General features: G+C 41.5%; 21 protein-coding genes. 7 read left to right on the forward strand and 14 right to left on the reverse strand.

Annotation, left to right across the window (positions count from 1 at the left end; all coding sequences use genetic code 11):
• Positions 1 to 42 precede the first annotated feature (42 nt).
• From MLE17_RS14360 to recJ, 5 genes are read right to left on the reverse strand one after another with little or no spacing between them, the layout of a single operon-like run.
• Complete coding sequence (locus tag MLE17_RS14360) at positions 43 to 1407, reverse strand: MFS transporter (protein WP_243349405.1); 1365 nt, start codon at positions 1405 to 1407, stop codon at positions 43 to 45.
• Positions 1408 to 1416: 9 nt separating this feature from the next.
• Positions 1417 to 2178: a Fic family protein gene (locus MLE17_RS14365; protein WP_243349406.1), complete on the reverse strand. Its 762-nt coding sequence runs from the start codon at positions 2176 to 2178 to the stop codon at positions 1417 to 1419.
• Between the two features lie 59 nt (positions 2179 to 2237).
• Entirely contained in the window at positions 2238 to 3851 is a 1614-nt protein-coding gene (locus MLE17_RS14370; RefSeq protein WP_243349407.1) for a class I SAM-dependent DNA methyltransferase, read from the reverse strand.
• On the reverse strand, positions 3851 to 4951 hold the full coding sequence (locus MLE17_RS14375; protein WP_243349408.1) for an AccI family restriction endonuclease: 1101 nt from the start codon (positions 4949 to 4951) through the stop codon (positions 3851 to 3853). Before MLE17_RS14375 ends, MLE17_RS14370 begins: the two co-directional genes overlap by 1 nt.
• 30 nt (positions 4952 to 4981) lie before the next feature.
• Positions 4982 to 6706 carry a single-stranded-DNA-specific exonuclease RecJ gene (gene recJ / locus MLE17_RS14380; protein WP_243349409.1) on the reverse strand — a complete coding sequence of 575 codons (1725 nt, stop codon included), beginning with the start codon at positions 6704 to 6706 and terminating at the stop codon, positions 4982 to 4984.
• A 315-nt stretch (positions 6707 to 7021) separates the two neighbouring features.
• Between recJ and MLE17_RS14385 the strand changes: the two genes are divergently transcribed.
• Complete coding sequence (locus MLE17_RS14385; RefSeq protein WP_243349410.1) at positions 7022 to 7681, forward strand: HAD family hydrolase; 660 nt, start codon at positions 7022 to 7024, stop codon at positions 7679 to 7681.
• Positions 7682 to 7874: 193 nt separating this feature from the next.
• Here the strand turns inward: MLE17_RS14385 and MLE17_RS14390 are convergent, their stop codons facing one another.
• From MLE17_RS14390 to MLE17_RS14400, 3 genes are all read right to left on the reverse strand, one after another.
• Positions 7875 to 8639 carry a hypothetical protein gene (locus MLE17_RS14390; RefSeq protein ID WP_243349411.1) on the reverse strand — a complete coding sequence of 255 codons (765 nt, stop codon included), beginning with the start codon at positions 8637 to 8639 and terminating at the stop codon, positions 7875 to 7877.
• Positions 8640 to 8817: 178 nt separating this feature from the next.
• Positions 8818 to 9429 carry a hypothetical protein gene (locus MLE17_RS14395; protein WP_243349412.1) on the reverse strand — a complete coding sequence of 204 codons (612 nt, stop codon included), beginning with the start codon at positions 9427 to 9429 and terminating at the stop codon, positions 8818 to 8820.
• 266 nt (positions 9430 to 9695) lie between these two features.
• The gene (locus MLE17_RS14400) at positions 9696 to 10313 is read right to left on the reverse strand and encodes a fibronectin type III domain-containing protein (RefSeq protein WP_243349413.1); all 618 of its coding nucleotides are present in this window, start codon (positions 10311 to 10313) and stop codon (positions 9696 to 9698) included.
• A gap of 1011 nt (positions 10314 to 11324) precedes the next feature.
• Between MLE17_RS14400 and MLE17_RS14405 the strand changes: the two genes are divergently transcribed.
• A complete protein-coding gene (locus MLE17_RS14405) occupies positions 11325 to 12029 on the forward strand; it encodes a tRNA1(Val) (adenine(37)-N6)-methyltransferase (protein WP_243349414.1) in 705 nt (234 codons plus the stop codon).
• 131 nt (positions 12030 to 12160) lie between these two features.
• Complete coding sequence (locus MLE17_RS14410) at positions 12161 to 12853, forward strand: hypothetical protein (RefSeq protein WP_243349415.1); 693 nt, start codon at positions 12161 to 12163, stop codon at positions 12851 to 12853.
• Positions 12854 to 12908: 55 nt separating this feature from the next.
• Here the strand turns inward: MLE17_RS14410 and MLE17_RS14415 are convergent, their stop codons facing one another.
• The 3 genes from MLE17_RS14415 to MLE17_RS14425 form a co-directional block, all read right to left on the reverse strand.
• Positions 12909 to 13877 (reverse strand): aldolase catalytic domain-containing protein, encoded by a 969-nt coding sequence (locus MLE17_RS14415; protein ID WP_243349416.1) that lies wholly within the window; start codon positions 13875 to 13877, stop codon positions 12909 to 12911.
• 100 nt (positions 13878 to 13977) lie between these two features.
• On the reverse strand, positions 13978 to 14280 hold the full coding sequence (locus tag MLE17_RS14420; RefSeq protein ID WP_243349417.1) for a chorismate mutase: 303 nt from the start codon (positions 14278 to 14280) through the stop codon (positions 13978 to 13980).
• 89 nt (positions 14281 to 14369) lie between these two features.
• Positions 14370 to 15338 (reverse strand): diacylglycerol/lipid kinase family protein, encoded by a 969-nt coding sequence (locus MLE17_RS14425; protein WP_243349418.1) that lies wholly within the window; start codon positions 15336 to 15338, stop codon positions 14370 to 14372.
• A 296-nt stretch (positions 15339 to 15634) separates the two neighbouring features.
• On the opposite strand from MLE17_RS14425, the gene panC reads away from it, so the two are divergent.
• The 3 genes from panC (at position 15635) to MLE17_RS14440 (ending at position 18333) form a co-directional block, all read left to right on the forward strand.
• Positions 15635 to 16489: a pantoate--beta-alanine ligase gene (gene panC / locus MLE17_RS14430; protein WP_243349419.1), complete on the forward strand. Its 855-nt coding sequence runs from the start codon at positions 15635 to 15637 to the stop codon at positions 16487 to 16489.
• Between the two features lie 26 nt (positions 16490 to 16515).
• Positions 16516 to 16866, forward strand: a complete 351-nt coding sequence (gene panD, locus MLE17_RS14435) for an aspartate 1-decarboxylase (protein WP_243349420.1) — start codon at positions 16516 to 16518, stop codon at positions 16864 to 16866.
• A gap of 144 nt (positions 16867 to 17010) precedes the next feature.
• Positions 17011 to 18333, forward strand: a complete 1323-nt coding sequence (locus MLE17_RS14440) for an MATE family efflux transporter (RefSeq protein WP_243349421.1) — start codon at positions 17011 to 17013, stop codon at positions 18331 to 18333.
• 189 nt (positions 18334 to 18522) lie between these two features.
• Here MLE17_RS14440 and MLE17_RS14445 read toward each other — a convergent pair whose 3' ends face one another.
• Complete coding sequence (locus MLE17_RS14445; RefSeq protein WP_243349422.1) at positions 18523 to 18762, reverse strand: CDGSH iron-sulfur domain-containing protein; 240 nt, start codon at positions 18760 to 18762, stop codon at positions 18523 to 18525.
• A gap of 252 nt (positions 18763 to 19014) precedes the next feature.
• On the opposite strand from MLE17_RS14445, the gene MLE17_RS14450 reads away from it, so the two are divergent.
• On the forward strand, positions 19015 to 19896 hold the full coding sequence (locus MLE17_RS14450) for a 1,4-dihydroxy-2-naphthoate polyprenyltransferase (protein ID WP_243349423.1): 882 nt from the start codon (positions 19015 to 19017) through the stop codon (positions 19894 to 19896).
• A gap of 75 nt (positions 19897 to 19971) precedes the next feature.
• Here MLE17_RS14450 and MLE17_RS14455 read toward each other — a convergent pair whose 3' ends face one another.
• The gene (locus MLE17_RS14455; protein ID WP_243349424.1) at positions 19972 to 20322 is read right to left on the reverse strand and encodes a hypothetical protein; all 351 of its coding nucleotides are present in this window, start codon (positions 20320 to 20322) and stop codon (positions 19972 to 19974) included.
• Positions 20319 to 20639, reverse strand: coding sequence for an FtsB family cell division protein (locus MLE17_RS14460; RefSeq protein ID WP_243349425.1), 321 nt, complete (start codon positions 20637 to 20639; stop codon positions 20319 to 20321). The genes MLE17_RS14455 and MLE17_RS14460 overlap by 4 nt, the downstream gene beginning before the upstream one ends.
• Positions 20640 to 20673 lie beyond the last annotated feature (34 nt).

The raw sequence follows: 20673 nt of genomic DNA on the forward strand, positions 1-20673 counted from the left end.
TGTCTTATCTGACATTTTTCAAATCTTCAAATTTCCACATTTTCAAATTTTCTTTCCGTTTCGGGTTAATGATGCCCAGATTCCCACCATACTCAGCGCGATGAAAATGCTGAAAGTGATGGGCAACGTTTCCATGAAACGGTCGTAATTGGCAGGGCTGATTTTCGCCTGACCGATGAAGATGTGAATCAGCAAAGTGGCAATCCCCATGCTGATCATCTGGCCGGTATTGCGCATGGTGGCCACCATGGCAGAAGCGATTCCCAGGTCTTTCTTCTCCACCGAACCCATGATTGCAGAGGTGTTGGGAGACGAAAACAGTCCGAAGCCCGTCCCGAGAATAACCAGACAAACGGTCAGATAAGCGTGCGAAGTTCCAGAGTCCAGAAAAAGCAGCAATCCCAAACCGAGGCAGATAACTCCCAAACCTGTCGATGCAATCAGTCCGGGTGAATATTTATCGGAGAGCCTGCCGGACAGCGAAGCGGTAATCGCCATCAGGATAGGTTGGATAACCAATATAATGCCGGTGTCTGCCGGAGATAATCCTTTGATGTATTGCAAATAGAGGCTCAGAATGAAGGTAATCGCATAGGTGGTTGCATAATTAATCAATGCAGCCAGATTGGAAAAGGCGAAGAGCCGGTTATTGAATAAGAGCTTTACATCCAGGACCGGAAATGAGCTGCTTTTTTCAATCGTTACAAAATAACCAATGCCCAGAATGCCTGCAAATGCCAGGAAGATATTGGTCCAGTCTGGCAATCCCGAAAAGCCATAGACAAAGGCAAACATCGAAAGGATATAGAGGAATGCACCTTTGCGGTCGAAAGGTTGCGGGTACTCCTGCTTCCAGTCGGTGCGGATGACGAGTTTGGTGGTGATTGCAACGAAGAGCGCCAGCGCCAGCACGATGTAGAACAGACTGCGCCAACCGAATGTCTGTGTGAGGAAGCCGCCCAACACCGGTGCCGCAGAAAGTCCGAGATAAACCGCAGTTACATTAAGCCCGATTGCTTTTCCACGTTCCTGCGGAGGAAAAGCTGAAGTAACAATGGCGGTATTGGTACTGAACATCATCGCACCGCCCAATCCCTGCACGAATCGTGCCGTAATCAGCAATCCTATGGATGTCGATAACGCGCAAGCTAATGTCGCTGCTGCCAGTATCAGACTTCCAATGATAAATATCCGTACCCGCCCATACTGGTCGGCCAGTTTGCCGAAAGGAACGGGAAATACCGCTGTTGATAAAAGAAACGACATCGTCACCCAGCTCATTGTCAACGCCCCGATAGAGAATTCCGCGCCAATTTGCGGCAGTGCAATATTTACAGATGCTCCCATAAAGGGCGTGATGAACGAGGTGATCATCATCAGGGCGAGTATGAGGTTTTTGTTGGGCATTGTTTTAGCTTATTTCAAACATTCCGGCAACATACACAAAAAATCCACGCAACGATCGTAGTTTAGTTCGTAATAGTTCACGCCCAAATTTAATGTGTTGTAATACTGCTGTTGATTGATTTTGTAATGCTCTTCAGACGGTAGCTTCCAGTACTGCATTCCAAGTTTCTCAGCAATGAACCATTTCTCTAACAAACGGGCTGCACGACCATTCCCATCGCGAAAAGGATGGATGTGGACAAATCGCATATGTATCAGGGCTGCATAATAGAATACCTCTTCTTCCGAAAGATTGTGGCTAAGCAGTTCTGTAATTTGCTCAAAAAGCGTAGCCATTTCCTGTTTGACAAACTCCGGCTCCACCGCCAGATAGGCTAATCCGGTTTTGTTGAAAACACCCACCTGTTCAGTCCGGTATTTTCCCCGTTTGCTTTTAATGAGCAGCGTTTCGGAAAGGACTTTATGACAATGCAACAGATTTGCCTCGGTCAGGGGATTGTGTTGGGCGAATTCGTAAGTGGTGATCAGGTTCTCAATCTCAGCAATCTCTTTCCCTACCTTAAACTTCTCCTTGCTCAATTCATAATTCATAAAGGAATTGAGGTCAATGCTGTTTCCTTCGATATTAGACGAATATACTGCGGAAGCTTTGGTCAGAAAGTCAAATCCGCCCCTTTTTTCCGAAAAATCATATGCTGCAATCCATCCGGGGATCTGATTGCCGATTCGGTCGGTGAATGTTGTGAAGTACTTCTTGGTGGTGATATTCATATTATCAGAGTCTATTTATTGAAAAATTGAATTCGGTCTAATTTCAAGTGTATAGTTTGTCATATACTGAATTCTTCAATGAATATCTCATTAATTCTATCTATGAAACTGTTATCTGGATTTGATTGTAAAACTGAATCTCGATATTCATTATACAATTCAAGAATTTCTTTTTCAGAGCTTTTATTAATAAGTGACAGGTCAAGAATTTCACCTTTGTTTAAGTCATTAGGCTCGAATTTTTGAAGTCCATTTCCATATTCTCTTCGGTTATCTTCAAATATACTTTTTGCTGTATCTGTTAATAGATAGGCAAACAATAAATCTGTTTTAATAGATGGAAATAATCCAGACTTAACAGGGTATATACAATGAAATGTGGTTAAGTTTGAGATCTCAGCTTCATTTCTAATAAATCTCAAGCCGTTTCTATTAAATACTGAAACCCATATTGGTGCAGGAGGTCTCTTTTCCAGAGAATACCAAGGTTTACGACAAGCAGTTAAATACTTTCTGTCTATTCCTTGTTGCTCTCCGAACTTGATGTACTTCTTAACACTATCACTATTTGTGTTAACAGCGTTAAAAAGGAAAATGCTCTTATTGTTATCCTTTAATTTCTTAAAATCATCAGTTGTGAAAAAAGAGCCTTTAGTGTCAGCAGCTTTACAGATACAAGGCATAAGATATTTTTCATCAATACCATACTCAAGTGCTTTTGCTTTTGAGAAAGTAAAATATTCATTTGCACCAGTGGCAATACCTCGTACTACTTTTGCGAAAGTGGAAAACGGAACAAGATTTTTAAAACCCAATGATTTTTGTTCTTGATAATATCTTCTCCATTTTTTATTTGGATCGAGCTGAGTTATCTTATAGCAATTTTCACTATCAAAATTATCAGGATAATTATCTATATAATTATCAAGTTGACTTAGTTCTGATAAATTGCAGATAGTTGAGAACTTAATATTATTACTTTGCTCATCATTTGAACAAAGAATAATACAAGCAGTAGTTAATGCATCATCAAATATATTCTCTTCAAAGTCGAAAATAATAATATGCCTTAATGTGTTACTATTTAATAAATAAGACTTGACAAGCTTCCCGTAATCTGCGTTTAAGAACTCTGAAGGAATAATATACGCAGCACGTCCATTAAATTCAAGCTGATAGATGGACTTTAAAAGGAAAAGGGTATATAAATTGGAGAATCCAGTAAGCTTAACCTTTAATTTAGATTCTATTTCCTTTAAAATAGCTTTATTGTCATAGTCATGGAATTTAAAGTAAGGTGGATTACAGATTATTCCATCATACTTATTCTCCCAATCATTATACATGTAATCTTCAAGATGAATTTTTAAAGACGGTATGAAATTAAATATCGGTTCTGCTTTTGAATATATATATTCATCAATCTCAAAACCTTTAATATCAATATTCGTTTTGTGAGTTAATAAAGCTCTTGAAAATATACCTAGGCCAAAAGCAGGATCCAATACTGATTTCAGACTTTTGTTGCCTAAGAGCCATTTTGCCATTAAGTCTGCAATCGGATATGGAGTGAAAAATTGGGCAAATTTCTTCCGATGTTCTAACGATGTTTGTATTGAGTAGTCTTTCTCAATGGATTTATTTGCTGCAAATATGTTTTTGTATTCTATCATCAAAATTCTTCTTCTGCTATTCCTAAGATGTTTCGTAATTCGTCAATATTTAAATAGGCGGTGCCTCCTTTGAAAGTCACATAAAATAGTAATCGACCTCTATCCATTTCTTTTCTAACACTTTCATGTTCAGGTTCATCAATTCTGTATGCAATCTGCATTCCACTCTTTGAATTGATTTTTATAGTTGTTTTGTTTTGATTTTTAGTATCAGCTTCTACAGAAAATATGATATCTTCTTTGTCTGGATCAGCAATTATTTGTAGTATTTGTTGAAAGGAAATACCATATACTTTATCGAAGAAAACTTGAAAATAAAAATGAGGTACATTAAATGTTTCAATCCATTTATATACAACTTTAATGTCTTCAACTTTTGGCGTTATTGAAAGATAGTCTCTTTTTTGAATTTCTTTAATTGACTTTTTAAGTTCTTTGAAGAGTTCGTTTAATTGCAATAATCTTTCTGATGAGCGCCAACCAGGAACTTTAAAATCAGCAACACTAAGTGTTTCACGAGTTATTGCTTCTAATACAGGGATATATTTCTTTCTAACTGGATGTTCAAGAAGATCAATAAATTCATTAAGAATTTTATCTCTTGCTTGTAAAGCAAGTTGAGTAAATCGTTCTGTCTTTTCTTGCATAGCTGCTTCATAACGATCAATTAAGAATGCACTTGAACGTACTTCAATGCCAGCAATTGCTTTTTTTACATACTCAGTGATAGTTTGATGAGCAATATGACTTATATCATATCCAAGTTCTTGATTAAAATCCTCTTTTTTGAAGATTAAAATATCAGGTCTTTTACCAATAGTGTCAAGTTCTTCCTGAAACTCTTGGTAAAAAGTATCGAATCCATCTTCTCCAGCAACTAAATCATCTGATTTTCCATATTTAATTGCAATAAAGTTCTTTGATGTTTCATTGATTGCTCGGAATATCAGATTTTCAGCCCAATCTCCTTGTTCTTTGTTTGTAATAAAATTAGATGAAGCTTGAGTAGGAATTCTAGCTTGATCTCTAGGTAAACTAAAATCAACTAAAGATGGTGGTACTATCTTTGTTAGTTCTTTTATGGTATTATAATAACTCATATTTAATTCTTTACATGTTAGTATTATTCGTCACTCCTCCGACGGCTTAATATCCTTAATCAGCAACTGTATCGAAATATTTCCCCCGTAAGTATTTTCTTCAATCGTGTAGCAGATATCAAACGGATTGAGGTTCTTGATGTAGTCGTTGTGCCCGTACATGCCGAAAGCGATTCCGTTCATGATGCTTTCCGAGTTACTGTCGATCAACTCCAGTTTGAGGTGCTCCTGGTCTTTACCCACGAGGCGGCTGGTGCCGTAGTCATAGACGCGTCGGGTGCAGAAGACCGGCTTCTGGTTTTCGGGGCCGAAGGGGGAAAACTGCTTCAGGATGCGGAAGAATTTCGGTGTGATGTCGCTGAAATTGATCGTGGCATCTACATCCATGTGAGGCACGAGCTGGTTGGGCTGAATATTCTCGGCAACGAAGGCTTCGAAGCGTTTGGAGAAAGCTTCCACATTTTCTTCCTTCATGGAGAGACCTGCCGCAAATGGGTGTCCGCCGAAGTTTTCGAGCAGGTCGCGGCAATTTTCGATGGCCTTATAGACATCAAATCCCTGGATGGAGCGGGCAGAACCGGTCGCAAGTCCATTCGACAAAGTCAGCACCACCGCAGGTTTATAATAAAGCTCCGTCAGGCGGGAAGCCACGATTCCGATTACCCCCTTGTGCCAACGATCGTTGTAGATCACGATCGACTTGCGGTCGGCCATGTCTTTCCAGTTTTCGAGTACGGTGTTGGCCTCTTCGGTGATGCTTTTATCGAGTTCCTTTCGTTTTTCGTTTTGCAAGTTGATGCTTTCCGATTTTTCGCGGGCGAAAGTCAGGTCTTTCGAGATAAGCAATTCTACCGATTCCCGGCCCGATTGTACACGTCCGGAAGCATTCAGGCGTGGCCCGATTTTGAAAACGATGTCGCTCAGCGTGATCTCTTTTTCGCTCATGCCGCACATGTCGATGATGCTTTTCAGTCCGATACAAGCATTGGTATTGAGCATTTTCAGACCGTGGAAGGCGAGGATGCGGTTTTCTCCTGTGATGGGGACAATATCTGCTGCGATACTTACCGCCACGAGGTCGAGCAGCTGATACAGCAGCGAAAGGTCAATCCCGTTGCTGATGGCGAAGGCCTGCATAAACTTAAATCCCACGCCACAGGCCGAAAGGTGTGTGTAGGGATAGGTTTCGTCCGGACGCTTCGGGTCGAGGATGGCGCACGCATCGGGCAGCACATCATCGGGCTTGTGGTGGTCGCAGATGATGAAGTCCACGCCTTTTCGCTTGGCATAATCTATCTTTTCCACCGCTTTTATACCGCAGTCAAGCACGATAATCAGTTTGAAATCATTTTCCCAGGCAAAATCAATCCCTTTGTAGGAGACGCCGTAACCTTCGTCGGTGCGGTCGGGAATATAGAAGTCGAGGTTTGAATAGAAGTTGCGCAGGAATTTATAGACCACGGCTACCGAAGTGGTTCCATCCACATCGTAGTCACCGTAAACGAGAATCTTCTCCTTGCGGCCCATTGCGAGGTTAAGGCGTTCCACCGCTTTGTCCATCTCCTTCATCAGGAAAGGGTCGTGCAGGTCTTGCAGTTGCGGACGGAAGAATTTCTTCGCTTCCTCGATGGTGGTAATTTTGCGTTGAAGTAGTAATTGCGAAAGTACGGGGTTGATGCCCAGTTCTCTGGCCATCTCTTCCTGTACGCTCGACAATTCAGGGGCAGGACTTAGAAAGTTCCATTTATTTATCATGAGTCAATTATTTTCTATTTCGGGAGCGTAAATTTACGAATTGTTTCGCGGAGGGGGAAATGTTTTCGTCCACGAATGCACACTAATTCGCACGAATTATTTATTAGTGTGAATCTTCACCGGTGTACTTTGATCCCGAAATAGAGGGAAAATAGAATATCAGGAGGAAATTCTCTTTCTGCTGTTCATTTTTGTTTCTATACTCTTCTTCGTGATAATTCGTGAAAATTCGTGGACAAACAATTCTTTCCGGAAAATTCCTGGACCATCATATTGGCGTAAATTCCCTACCTTTGTCGGAAAATATTCAGCATCATGATCAAATTAATCATATTCGACCTTGACGGAACGTTACTCAATACAGTAGCCGACCTGGCCAACAGTACCAACTTCGCTCTGGAGCAATGCGGATTTTCTACACATGAAACCGCGGCGTACAACTTTTTCGTGGGTAATGGCATCAACAAGCTTTTCGAACGCGCTTTGCCCGAAGGAGAGAAGACGCAGGAGAACATCCTGCGCGTGCGCGGATTCTTCCTGCCTTATTACGAGAAATATAATTCCGTTTACAGCGCGCCTTACGCGGGAATTCCCGAAGTGCTGAAAACACTTCACGAGAAAGGTTACAAACTGGCGGTGGCTTCCAATAAATATCACGCCGGTACATTGCAAATGATTGAGCAGTTCTTTCCTGAAATTCCTTTTACAGCGGTACTCGGACAGCGCGAAGGTATTCCCGCCAAACCGCATCCGCAAATCGTTAAAGATGTGCTGGAAATTGCCGGTGTATCCAAAGAGGAAACACTTTACGTCGGAGATTCCGGTGTGGATATGGAGACGGTGCTCAACAGCGAAGTAACCGGAGTAGGGGTAACGTGGGGATTCCGTCCGTTGGAAGAGTTGCAGCAGTTTAACCCGAAATACATCATTCACAAACCGGAAGAGATTTTGGAGATTGTAGAGAAATTACGATAGGAACGCGAAGCTTCGCGTTGTATTATAACAAAACCCGGTTTCAATGATTGAATTGAAATCGGGTTTTGTGTTTCTGGTAATTCTTGTAAATCCGACAAGCGGCATGAAACCGCTGTTCGGTGTGGGTTTCGAATTGCTCTGAGGTAAGCGAACAGCGGCTCAAAGCCGCTTGTCGCGTTTAAACTATGACGGTTTATTTCCACCATTTTATATCTTCTTTTCTCTGGGCATCTTTTATCTCTGTGGTTTTCTTTAGAGATTGCCATGCTTTCATGTAATTATCCCAACCTGAATTTCTATACTTTTCATTTACCATAAATTCACCAGTTCCAGTATCGAGATTACCCGAATCGGGTATGCGATAATCTCCCCAATTACATTTCTTAGTAATCTTTGTTTTATAACTAGTCCAAGTTGCTTTACATTGATTATTTGAATATTCATCTCCCATTATCATTAATGCGTCATAACTTAAAGTCCCTTTTTTATCAATGCAAAAATAAGTAGTCATATTGCCATTGAAATAACCACTGGAAAGATGAATACTATCTTCAAATAATTCAACTTTACAATCTACAAAACCTTGTTTAAATTCCGGTGAATCCGATTTCTTGTATTGTTTAGCCCGAATAACTGTAATTGATCCAGAGAAGCAACAGATGTTGTTTTTTACTCTGGTTTTTCCTAAAACATTATATCGATATGGATTTGATTTGTCCTTTTTTACTGATGTATAATGAATTTCGAATCGTTGATAATTATCTCCGATAAAGCCAAGAGGTTCAGGGAAAACAATCCTTTCTCCATCATCTTGTGTTATGATGCTATCAGCACTCCATAATTTAGATAAATTATATTTCTTGATCGATGTATAGAATTCATTTGTTTCTGAATTTTGAGCTTTCACTATTATACATCCCCAGATAAACAATAAGAGTATTAAGATTCTTCTTTTCATTGTTATTTCTCTTTTTTTCTTCTAAATATTTTCTATTTGCACTCAATGCCTAGTTCAAGTTTGAGCGTAGCGGGAACTTGGACTCAAAATTAATACAGTTTTCAAACTGATATTTCTTAAGCAGTTGCAAACTGCTCTTGTTTTAGGTCCAAGTTCTGAAAACTTGAACCAGAAGAGGCTAATCAAAAAGTTCCTTGTTTGGGACGTTTTCCTTTCCATTCAATTCTATTTTCTTAGTTTTAAACAAATCTTCTACTGCAGCCTTTATGAGTTTCTTTTTGATGTTTATTTTTGTACCAGGATTGTCGAATAAATAGATAGATTGCCCATTCTGTTCTAATAAAATGCCATAATTCTTTTCCCAATAGAATATATTTCTATCAAATCTCTTGAATTTATAACTCTGAATAGAGTATTGTTTTATCTCTTTATTCGAGAAGGAATTTATCATTACAAGAGTGTCGTATGCTAATGGCCCAACCCCAATAGGTGCAAAAAGAAAGGATAGTTTCTCTTTAGATTCGGGAAAAATATATGTGGCATTTATATTTGAAACCTCGCGGTAATTATTGAATAATGTGAATATGCTTTCTGTTGTAGTATTTGATAAGGTGTAGAAGAAATTTACGCAGGTTTTATATTGATACTTGTGATGATTCTGTTGATTCATCTGGAAGTAATAACACCTTAACTTACCAGATTGAGTTGAAAATAGTTTGTTCTCTTTTTTATTCGAACATCCATATATTAATAGCAATATTGCAAATGATAATATGCATTTTATTTTCATAGTTATTCTTTTGTATTATCACGTTCCTCAAAATCCGACAAGCGGCCTGAAGCCGCTCTTCGGTGTGGGCTTTGAATCGCTCTGCGGCAAGCGAACAGCGGCTCAAAGCCGCTTGTCGCGTTAGATGATTTATGAACGATAGTTGCCCGAGGTTATCAATTATTCCCTCATTATCAAATCAACGACCCGATAACTTGTATTACCGGGTCGTATCCTGTTTATATCAATTCATTATTAACCGTAGAATGTCTCTTACCGAACAATTACTAAGCATAGCGTGAAACCGGTGCTGAAACAGTGCGTTGATCGTTGCTGCCGATGGCAATAACTCTCACCCAGTATTTCTTTCCCGGAATCAGTCCTTTGATGATAAATTCGGATTTTGTAGTCGTCTGGCTTGTCCACGAGCTCTCGTTCGCCAATGGATCGAGAGTGTATTCAAAGACATAACTCCTTGCTCCTTGTACGCTGTCGCAACATACATAAATTTCGCCGCTTGCATTACCGTCCATGATTTTAAGGTTTTCCGGAATCTCAAGTTCGGTTGTAGAACTACGTTCTTTGCTTACCTCAAAACCAGAACTTAACAAAATGGAACGGTTTCCATTAGCAACCATCTCTACACATCGCGCCAGGCGATGAAGAATATCGATCAAATTAGTCCGTTTTTCGTTTTTGATGGCTATCTTAACTCTGTCACCCGTTTGGGCGGCTATGAGGCTGTCATCAAATTCCTTTTTTACGGTGGTAACCTCATCTAAAGATGGGGTGAGCGCAGGGAAATAGGAATTTCCCGTCAAAGAATTAATGATATGTTGAGCCATTGTGCTCAACGCTGAATCATTTAATTTCTCAAGATTATTGAGAATCTTTGGTCTACTCATATTTTTTGAATTTGAAATTTATTAATCTGATTAGAATTGTCTAATAGTTGTCATTTGTGATTAATAATAGTAGTATATAAACATTTGCAATAGTAATGAATAAATTTGAATATATTACTAAGGTTGAGTGGGTAAATTGTGAAAATTATTTTGTTGTAATTCTATATATCAGTAAATGAGTAATATATCTATTTAAGATATAAGTTGACTGTTTATGTATAATAAGATATTTGAAGAGGATTCAGAAGCGGAGGATGTATGCAAATTAGTCAATACCGATACTCTATGTGTGTTATGAGTCCTGGAAGAGGGAGGGGAATATTGTATAATTTGTAATCACATTCTCTTAGAGAAGAATAGCTGTTTTATTGAAGTTATTATTCTTATATATAAGAGATAAAGATATGACGCGATATAATGTCGATTTCCTTTAAAATGATGGTAATTGATTTTAAGTCGATACCTATTTCCCAAAAGTTAATAGTGAGTTACCTGAAGGAAATAGCTTTCAGCTTTAAAGAAATGCCTGTTTCCTTCAGGGAAATGTTCATCTTCTTTAAATCAACGGTTTTCATCTATAAGTCGAAGCTCATTTCTTTATAGGAAATGAGCTTCGACTTAAAAGAAATACAGATTTCTCTGAAGATGTAAGCTTGGTTCTTTAAGAAGATACTCTTTTCCTTAAAGATGGAACGTATTTCCTTTAAGTCATAACCCTATTCTTTTAAGTCGAAGGCTTTTTCATTTAAGACAAAGCATATTTCTTTAAAGAAGAACCATTTTTCTTTTAAGTTGAAGCCTATTTCTTTTTAGTCGAAGGCCTTTGACTAAAAGTCTAAGCCCTTTTAGGTATATAGTATTTTGCAGTAAATCAGTGTGATAGTGTTTTTATGCCAAGAATGGTGCTTTTTTTGAAGGAAAATCGGTGCAATTTGATCGAAATGGAGTGTGTCCTGTGATTCTGGCCTCTTTTTGCTACTTTTGCACCTCAAACTCCATAAAGCAACAATCATGGCCAATCCCTATTTCCAGTTTAAGCAGTTTACAATCCATCATGACCGATGTGCGATGAAGGTCGGCACCGATGGGGTATTGCTCGGGGCATGGGCGCCTGTCGAAGAAGGAATGCGGGTACTGGATGTTGGTGCGGGGAGCGGACTTATTGCCCTGATGTTGGCACAGCGAAATGCTGCTTCGGTAATTGCCGTAGAATTGGATGAAGATGCAGCAGCGCAAGCTGCGGAGAATGTGGCGGAATCACCCTTTGCCGATAGGGTAGAGGTGGTGCAGAACGATATCCTGCATTTTCAACCGGAACAGCGCTTTGATCTGATTGTCTCCAATCCTCCCTATTTTGATCTCTCCCTGCAATCGCCGGATAAGCAACGCACTCTTGCCCGTCATACCGATTCCCTGTCGTATGATGATTTGCTCACCGTGTCAGCACGTTTGCTCAATGATGGCGGATTGATTTCGCTGGTGGTGCCGGTGGATGTTGAACAGAAGCTGGACGCAATTGCTCAGTCAGCGGCTCTTTTTCCTGTCCGCAAGACCTTTGTCATCCCCAAGCCGGGCGCTGCGCCCAAACGATTGCTGGTTTCCTATTCTAATGTGCAGCGCGAATTGCAACAAGATGAGTTACTGGTAGAGTTGGCTCGCCATCATTACAGTGAAGAGTTTATCTCTCTTACGAAGGCGTTTTATTTGAAGATGTAGAGCGGGAGCTGATGTATTTAGCCTTATCAAGGCTCATCAGCATGAATAGACAGGCAGAAACATTGATGTAGAGAAAGGTGTTATAATAATGTTGGTCTCTTTATTTTGTCCCAACATTAAATCTACCTGCCATGAAAAGTGAATCCATTTCGTATCATAACTTTCATTTGAAAGTTGCATTACTTGCGTTGATAGGAGTCGGTTTCTGTCCGGTTGCATTTTCCCAATCCTCATATTCTCTGGAGATACAGAGCGGAGTGGTAGCAAATATCCCTTTACCCCTTGTCATACACCAAACGAATCAACCCGACTTTAGCTTTATTGCCAAATATCGCACAGAACCCCTTGAGGTTCCTTATTACTATGACTTCCGCCTGAGCCGCTGGCATGAAAACTATTCATGGGAGCTTGAACTTATTCATCACAAGATTTACCTCGAGAATCCGAATAGTGAAATAACACGATTTGCGATCTCCCACGGGTTTAATATGTTGATCCTAAACCGGGGGATTGATCTGCGGGGTAATATCCTTCGTGCCGGGATAGGGATGGTGGTAGCACATCCGGAATTTATCATTCGCGGGGTAGAATTCGATGAAAATCGCGGTTGGCTTGGAGAGGGATACGTGCCATCGGGATTGGCGATACAGATGGGATATTCACAACATTTGAAAATCACGGAACGCTTCTTTGTGAATCTGGAGGCAAAGACGACCTTCGGATATGCCCGTCTCAATCAAAATGAGATTTCGGTGGATACCTATAACTGGGCGTTTCACCTCAATCTTGGTCCCGGATATTATTTTCTGAAAACAAGAAGATGAGAATAAAAAAGCTGCTACAATGACTTATAGCAGCTTTTTCCTTTATGAGAGTTTCCTATTCGAGGAGTTCGTTATCGTGCATCGAACGCATGAAAGTCACGAAATCATTTTTCTGATCCGAATCCATCCATGCCATACCGCTGCGTGGGTGTTGGTTAAGCGCCCCGGTGATAAGGTAAGGGATGTGATAACCCCAGTCGATGGATTTCTGCATTGGGTGGATGTGATCCTGAATGGCCTGAAGCAATGGCAACAGACGGTATTTCGGATTTTTGAGGAATGCAATCAGGATTTCGATCGGACAGTTACCCGCGCCACGGCCCAAGCCCATTAATGTAGCATCGAGCATGGTACAGCCTTCCTGGATGGCAGTAATGGTGTTTGCCATCGCAAGTTGCATGTTGTTGTGCGCATGGATACCGATTTCTTTGCCCGGAAGAGCGTTTTTGTATTTATTCACCAGGTGTGAAACAGTATCGTTGTACATGCTGCCGAAGCTATCTACTGCATAGAAGACCGGAACGCGCGATTTGGCAATATCCGCCAACGCTTCGTTGAGTTCCACTTCGCCTACAGTCGATACCGCCATCAGGTTGATGGTTGTCTCGTAGCCTTTGTCCATGCAGTGGTGAGCAAGCTCAACCGCTTTATCCACCTGATGCGCGTAACATGCTACGCGGATCATATCCAGCACGCTTTCAGAAGCCGGAGGAATGTCAGTCAATTCGATGCGACCGATATCAGCCATCGCTGAAAGTTTAAGCTTAGTCTCGTTTTTACCCACGATACGCTCCAGGTCTTTGGCGTGGCAGAATTTCCACGGACCCATTTCATTGCGGTCAAAAGCCTTTTCGCTACTCAGGTAGCCGATTTCCATATAGTCGATGCCTGCTTCCACGCACGCGTTGTACACGCCTCTGACGAAGTCGTCGCTAAACTGCCACTTGTTCATCAATCCGCCGTCGCGGATGGTGCAGTCCATTACTTTGATATTTTCCAGATACATATTATGTGAATTTTTCATTGTTCATTATTTCTTGCAGAAGCTGAAAGAACTGCCGGATTTATTTTGAATTGAGATTCTCAAATTCCTTCAATCCCTCAATCCTTCATTCCCTCACTCCCTACTTGTGTCCCAGTATCTTCATCTCTTCCTTGATGAAGTACTCGATGAGGATAGCATATATTTTTTCAAAAGCCTCTTTTTCGAGACCGAGCTCTTCGGCCCATTGTCCTCTTACGCGGATAACCTCCTGTTTGCGATCTTCGGCCACGACGCTGGCTGCATCGGTTTTGTATTTTACGATTTCCTTTACATACTGGAATCTCTGGGAAAAGAGTGTGATGATTTCGCGGTCAATGATGTCAATGTGAGCGCGGATATCTTCTTTGCTACTGCATTCGGAAGGCGTTTTATCTAATTTCAAAGCGAAATATTTTAGGGTTTTAAACTACGAACAAAGATAATTGAAAATATCGTTTTTCTAATAATACGGTCCAATCTACTTCTCTGATGTCAGATTTCAACGAAGTTTCGTACCGTTTTGATTTGTTGGAACATGAAACCAAACAATACCTGAAGCGGGTGGTCCATCTCTTTCCGGTTTTGGGGAACGAGCACTTTCAGCCCTGCGGGAATGGTTTTGATAACGATGGTTTTGTCCATCCACATCGGCTCGCCATCCAGATGTATCTCTCCGGCCTTTTCACGATGGATGGTCAGTTGCGGTGTTTCGATAATCTCGATTTTGCTGTTGCTGTCAATTTTCTTTGTGAAAAGTTGCAGGGAAATAGGCAGAATATCGAGCGGAGTAAAGGGTTTCAGGATAGCCACATCCATCATACCGTCTTTCAGGTCGGCCTGCGGTGCAATAAATGCATTGTTGCCGTATTGCGACGCATTGGCACAGGTAATCAGGAAGGCTTTCTCTTTACGCTTTTCATCTTCAAAGACCAGCTCGTATGTTTCCGGTTTGTAGTTCAGGTATTCGGTCATCATACTGCGGAGGTAATTGATGCCTCCCCGGTGTTTGCCTTTGGAAAATTTATAACTGACACGGGCGTCAAATCCGACCCCACAGGTGGTAAAAAAGAGGTGACCGTTTGCTTCGCAGTAGTCAATATTCTCCACCTTTTCATTATTGACTATCTGAAGGGCTTCGCGAATCACCAACGGTATTCCAATGTGACGCGCCAGACCGTTCCCCGAACCGATAGGAATGATTCCCATAGCAACTTCGGAGTGAATCAATGCTTTTGCCACCTCATTTATCGTACCGTCGCCGCCCGCCACAATTACATATTTCATTCCATCTGCAATCGCCTGCTTTGCCAGTTCGGTAGCATGACCCGCGTATTCGGTCATACTTATATTGATGTCAAATCTTTCTTTATCTAATACAGAACGGGTAAGTCTTGCGATGTTAGGTTTTAATCTGATTCCCGAGCGGGGATTTATAATAACCAAAATGCCATTTTTTACCATGTTTACTGCTTTGTTTTAAGTGCGCAAAGATAGAGATATTTTAGGCGAATCGCTTTTTGCATGGAGTAAAAATCTCGTTACAATTCACAATCGGGATAGAAAAGCGTAAACAGGCATCGCTACGGATATACCGGTCGGGGGAAATTAGAAATAAATTTAGTGTACTAAAATACCCTCGTTTTGACAGATTATTACTTATTTTGTGCCCGCAAAACCGGAATTTCTAAGGCGATTAATGCTTAATTGTCAGTCTATTTGTTGATTAAATAAGTAATCCGGGAATAAAGAATACAAACATGAAGATAATTCAATCCATCTCAGCATTGCAGCAGGAGATTGGCCTGCAGAAAAAAGAGGGGCGTTCGGTTGGTTTTGTTCCTACAATGGGCGCGTTACACAACGGACACCTGCAACTGGTAAAACGTTGCGTCAGTGAGAATGACGTGGCGGTAGTAAGCATTTTTGTGAATCCTACCCAGTTTAATGATAAGAATGACCTTGTAAAATATCCGCGCACGCTGGAAGCTGACTGTAAACTGCTGGAAGGAGCAGGTTGCAATATCGTTTTTACTCCAACGGAAGAGGAAATGTATCCTGAGCCTGATACCCGTCAGTTTGCTTTCGGATCCCTGGAAACGGTGATGGAAGGTGCTTGCCGTCCGGGTCATTTCAACGGAGTGGCGCAGATTGTAAGCAAGCTCTTTGATGCGGTGGCTCCACACAAAGCCTATTTCGGCGAAAAAGATTTCCAGCAACTGGCCATCATCCGCGAAATGGCGAAACAGTTGAAGTATGATATCGAAATCATTGCCTGTCCCATCGTGCGCGAAGCTGACGGATTGGCGATGAGTAGCCGGAATACGCGTTTAACTCCAACGCAACGAAAAAATGCAGTGGAAATTTCGCAGGCTTTATTTAAAAGTCGTAACTTTGCCGCCGGAAAAAGCGTTCAGGAAGTGATTGACGAAACGGTTTCTTATCTGAACACGGTTCCCGAACTTCAGGTAGAATATTTTGATATTGCGGATGCCCGTACGTTGCAATCCATTTCTCAATGGAGCGATACGGAAGAGGCTGTAGGATGCATCGCGGTTTTCTGTGGTGAGGTTCGCCTGATTGATAATATAATCTATGGAAAGGTTCGTCCTTAAACCGAGTAACAAAACCCGATTTTGACATGTTAATTGAGGTATTAAAATCAAAAATTCACAGAGCAACTATCACGGATGCAAACCTAAACTATATCGGAAGCATCACCATCGACCAAGACCTGATGGATGCTGCTAATCTGATTGCCGGAGAGAAAGTTCAGGTGGTAAACAACAACAACGGGGAACGCCTCGAAACCTACATCATCACTGGTGAACGCGGTACCGGAACCGTTTGTCTGAATGGCGCTGCTGCCCGCAAAGCCCAGCCGGGAGATATCGTGATTATCGTATCTTACGCACAGATGGACTTTGAAGAGGCGAAGAGCTTCCAGCCTTCTATTATTTTCCCTGATTCTGACAACAAGTTAGTAAAATAACTCCAAAGCCTGCACTGTCAGGCTTTTTTTATGCCCGTACTTTTTAAACACTAAGGCACTAAGAGCACGGAGAAACACTAAGAAATATACGGTTACTTAGTGTATCTTTGTGTCCTCAGTGCCTTAGTTGTAAAATCACATTTCATGTATTCCAATAAAGAGATAATAAAAGTAGCTTATCCCATTTTCCTGAGTTATGTCGCGCAAAATGTAGTGAACGTGACGGATACCGCCTTTCTGGGACGGGTGGGAGAGGTGGAGCTCGGCGCTTCGGCGTTGGGTGGCGTCTTTTATATGTCGCTTTTTATGATTGGACTGGGATTCAGCATCGGCTCGCAGATATTGATTGCCCGCCGGAACGGGGAAAAGCAGTTTCACAAAATCGGGGAGATTTTCAATCACGGCCTGGTTTTCCTGATTGTGTTGGCTCTTGCGATGATTTTGTTGGTACAGTCGGCTTCTTCGCCCTTATTGCACGTGGTGCTGAAGTCTCCTAAAGTATATCAGGCTGCATCGGCTTTTCTGGATATCCGTATCTTCGGGTTACTTTTTATTTTCCTCAATAGTCTTTTCCGTGCTTTGTATATCGGCATTACACAGACAAAGATTCTGATTTGGAATGCAGTCACCATGGCAATTGTAAATATTATTCTCGCTTACACTCTGGTGTTCGGCCATTTCGGTTTTCCACAGATGGGAATCCGGGGAGCTGCCCTCGCTTCGGTGATTGCAGAAGGTGTAGCGTTGCTTTTTATAGTGATTTATACATTGAGGAAAGTTGATGTGGATAAATACAATCTTCGCTTTACAATCCGTCTGCATTCCGATGTAATCCGGCATATCCTATCGGTATCGATATATACCATGATTCAGTCTTTTCTGGCAATCGCCACCTGGTTTATATTCTTTATCGGAATCGAACATTTAGGAGAACGTTCGCTGGCGGTGTCAAATATTGTCCGTAGCCTTTATATGATAATGATGATGCCGATACTTTCCTTCGGCACGACTGCCAATACCCTGGTCAGTAATCAGATTGGGGCCGGTGGGGCTGATAAGGTGATGAAACTGACGTGGCGGATAATCCGTCTGGCAATCTATGTCTTACTGCCTGTTGTTGCTGCGATTCTTATTTTCCCGAAACCCTTTATCCGGATTTATACCGATAACCTGTCGTTGATGAGCGATACGGTTTACCCGTTGCTGGTGCTGACCTCTTCTTTGTTTCTGGCCGCAGTCAGCAGCATCTTCTTTAATTCCATGAGCGGAACGGGGAGTACACGCGTAGCGATGTGGGTGGAGGTACTTTGTATCATTGTGTATGTTTCCTACATGTGGTGGCTGATTATGATTCAGCGGGCTTCGGTTGCCTGGTGCTGGACGACGGAACATATGTATTGGATTGTTCTTCTGGTACTTTGTTATGGCTATATGCGCAGGGGAACGTGGCAGAAGAAAATGATATAAACAGAACGTCAGTTCAGGGGATGCACTGATATTGTTCGTCTTTTCTATCAATACTATCCGTCTTGCATTTTGGATAACTTGATATGTTTTGCTGTATTTGCCCATTTTGGGCAAATACAGCAAAGATTTTGATCATGACTCCTCAGGAAAATGTCTTTAACCTTCTTGTCAGGATATCTACCTAGTAACTTATTCCAGCTTAGCGTGCGTGCCGTCGCAGAAGGGTTTGTTGTTTGAATGTTTGCATCCGCATAAAAATGCTTTGCCAGTTTCGGTAGGAGCAAAGGCTACAGGGGTAAAGCCTGTTTCTTTGTGCGAACCATCGCAAAAAGGTTGGTTTTGGCTCCTACCGCAGGCGCACCAATGATAGTTCTTTCCAGTTTCTACATCTACGGCGTATGGGCCTTTCTTAGCAATTGTGGGTTCCATTTTCTTTTGATTATTGGTGAAACAATGATTTCTATATCTAACAGATTAGATCGGGATTGGTTGTCAGCTGGAATGGTTGTTCAATTTACCGGAGAGTTCCAACATAAGATTGAGTGTGGTTGATTAGATGTGATTTCGGATTACGGTAGATGGCAGTATATTTCTACAAGTTGGACAAAAGTCTTAACTTTGTCTCATAAAGATCGCCGGTATTTACCGGTTTTTTTGTGCAAATACAACTTCTATACATTTATGACAAAACTACAAATCTGGCTTTTAGCAGCCCGTCCAAAAACGTTACCCGCAGCCCTGATGCCTGTATTTACAGCATCTGCTTTAGCCTGGAAAGTGGGTGATTTCAACCCATTGGCAGCCTTCCTTTGTCTCATGTTTGCTTTGCTGGCGCAGATTGCGGCCAATTTTGCTAACGATTATTTCGATTATAAAGGAGGTGTGGATACCGAAGAGAGACTCGGGCCGGCACGTGCTGTGGCTTCGGGTTGGGTAAAACCAAAGGTTATGTTGAGGGCTACTTTTATCGCTTTGGGATTGGCTTGTTTGTTTGGGATTGGCCTGATTAGTTATGGTGGTTGGAACATGGTGTTGGTGGGATTGGCCTGCGTGGTATTTGCCTGCTTGTACAGCACCGGGCCGTATCCACTGTCACGTTATGGAATGGGAGATATCTTTGTGGTGATTTTCTTTGGGTTTGTCCCAGTGTTGTTTACATATTACGTACAAGCCGGACATTTTACCCCGGAGGCCTGGTTGCTTGGGGCTATTATGGGGCTGTTGTCTATAAATATTCTTATCAGTAATAACTACCGGGATGTGGACACTGACCGTAAAACGAATAAATACACTACGATTGTTCTTTTTGGAAAGGGTTTCGGAAAGTCTTTGTACGCATTTACCGGCGTAGCGGCTTGTCTGCTTTCAGGTATATGTTATGAAAGTATGGGCAACAGCTGGATAGGTCTTATAACCTTTCCTTTTCTATACCCTCACTTTATGACATTGCGGGAAATGGCGCGTATTGACCACGGGCGGGAGCTGAATAAGATACTTGGACAGTCGTCCCGGAATTTCTTATTGTTCGGATTGCTTTTCGTGCTGGGATTGTTGCTGGTCTGAGACGCTGATTATTGACAATTGTATGAAAAAAGAAAAGGCTGCATTCTTGTTTTAAACAGAGGCAGCCTTTCCTTTTTATTTGTCTGATTCTTTCTCTTTTTTCTCTTCCCAACTATAAACAAATGTCGTATATAATTGGAGAAAAGCTCCGATGGAGAGCGTTACAATCCATCCCTTTTGATTCTTAAACATCAGGTAAGAGGTAACCACTAACAGGATTGCGGTGAATACTTCGTAACGATGCAATCTTTTCAGTCGGGTGTTTTCTCCCTGATAAGGAGAGGACAGGTAGTAAACTGCCATTCCAGATGCCCCGACAGCAAAAAGGTAAGGGGCATAAAACCATTTGGTAATAAACAGAGCTGTTGAGATTAGCACTAAAACTGCTGCGATGTAAAACATCCAGACTTTGATGGGTTTGTTCATTTTTTAGGTTGTTCTTCTACAATAAAAATATCTTCGTCTTGCTTTTTCATCAGGTAATTTTCCCGGGCAAATTTCTCGAGATTATCGCTGTTGGTTTTCAGCTCGTTCAGGCGGTCTGAACTTTCTTTAATAATTCCTTCGTAATGCTCGATTTCACCATTCAGTTGGTGGATTTTCCTGTCCAGCATGATTCGGCTGAAAATATTATTCTCATCCCAGACCAGAATAATAAACAGGAATATCGCAATGGTGATGTGATATTTGCCGAATTTTTTGATAAAAGCAAAGAATTTCGTCTCCTTGAATTTCATAGTCATTTATATTCTTTGTTTTGGCTACATATGGTGCCGA

Origin of the sequence: Parabacteroides sp. FAFU027 (genome assembly GCF_022808675.1) — a bacterium.
In the GTDB taxonomy this organism is placed as follows: domain Bacteria; phylum Bacteroidota; class Bacteroidia; order Bacteroidales; family UBA7332; genus CAXXIC01.

What these genes read in the sequence shown, in the direction of transcription:
- MLE17_RS14375 (WP_243349408.1), bottom strand. Translation starts at nt 4,951, where the DNA reads ATGAGTTATTATAATACCATAAAAGAACTAACAAAGATAGTACCACCA.
- MLE17_RS14360 (WP_243349405.1), bottom strand. Translation starts at nt 1,407, where the DNA reads ATGCCCAACAAAAACCTCATACTCGCCCTGATGATGATCACCTCGTTC.
- MLE17_RS14390 (WP_243349411.1), bottom strand. Translation starts at nt 8,639, where the DNA reads ATGAAAAGAAGAATCTTAATACTCTTATTGTTTATCTGGGGATGTATA.
- MLE17_RS14445 (WP_243349422.1), bottom strand. Translation starts at nt 18,762, where the DNA reads ATGGAACCCACAATTGCTAAGAAAGGCCCATACGCCGTAGATGTAGAA.
- MLE17_RS14385 (WP_243349410.1), top strand. Translation starts at nt 7,022, where the DNA reads ATGATCAAATTAATCATATTCGACCTTGACGGAACGTTACTCAATACA.
- MLE17_RS14455 (WP_243349424.1), bottom strand. Translation starts at nt 20,322, where the DNA reads ATGAACAAACCCATCAAAGTCTGGATGTTTTACATCGCAGCAGTTTTA.
- MLE17_RS14415 (WP_243349416.1), bottom strand. Translation starts at nt 13,877, where the DNA reads ATGAAAAATTCACATAATATGTATCTGGAAAATATCAAAGTAATGGAC.
- panC (WP_243349419.1), top strand. Translation starts at nt 15,635, where the DNA reads ATGAAGATAATTCAATCCATCTCAGCATTGCAGCAGGAGATTGGCCTG.
- MLE17_RS14450 (WP_243349423.1), top strand. Translation starts at nt 19,015, where the DNA reads ATGACAAAACTACAAATCTGGCTTTTAGCAGCCCGTCCAAAAACGTTA.
- MLE17_RS14440 (WP_243349421.1), top strand. Translation starts at nt 17,011, where the DNA reads ATGTATTCCAATAAAGAGATAATAAAAGTAGCTTATCCCATTTTCCTG.
- MLE17_RS14365 (WP_243349406.1), bottom strand. Translation starts at nt 2,178, where the DNA reads ATGAATATCACCACCAAGAAGTACTTCACAACATTCACCGACCGAATC.
- MLE17_RS14405 (WP_243349414.1), top strand. Translation starts at nt 11,325, where the DNA reads ATGGCCAATCCCTATTTCCAGTTTAAGCAGTTTACAATCCATCATGAC.
- MLE17_RS14410 (WP_243349415.1), top strand. Translation starts at nt 12,161, where the DNA reads ATGAAAAGTGAATCCATTTCGTATCATAACTTTCATTTGAAAGTTGCA.
- recJ (WP_243349409.1), bottom strand. Translation starts at nt 6,706, where the DNA reads ATGATAAATAAATGGAACTTTCTAAGTCCTGCCCCTGAATTGTCGAGC.
- MLE17_RS14395 (WP_243349412.1), bottom strand. Translation starts at nt 9,429, where the DNA reads ATGAAAATAAAATGCATATTATCATTTGCAATATTGCTATTAATATAT.
- MLE17_RS14400 (WP_243349413.1), bottom strand. Translation starts at nt 10,313, where the DNA reads ATGAGTAGACCAAAGATTCTCAATAATCTTGAGAAATTAAATGATTCA.
- MLE17_RS14425 (WP_243349418.1), bottom strand. Translation starts at nt 15,338, where the DNA reads ATGGTAAAAAATGGCATTTTGGTTATTATAAATCCCCGCTCGGGAATC.
- MLE17_RS14370 (WP_243349407.1), bottom strand. Translation starts at nt 3,851, where the DNA reads ATGATAGAATACAAAAACATATTTGCAGCAAATAAATCCATTGAGAAA.
- MLE17_RS14460 (WP_243349425.1), bottom strand. Translation starts at nt 20,639, where the DNA reads ATGACTATGAAATTCAAGGAGACGAAATTCTTTGCTTTTATCAAAAAA.
- panD (WP_243349420.1), top strand. Translation starts at nt 16,516, where the DNA reads ATGTTAATTGAGGTATTAAAATCAAAAATTCACAGAGCAACTATCACG.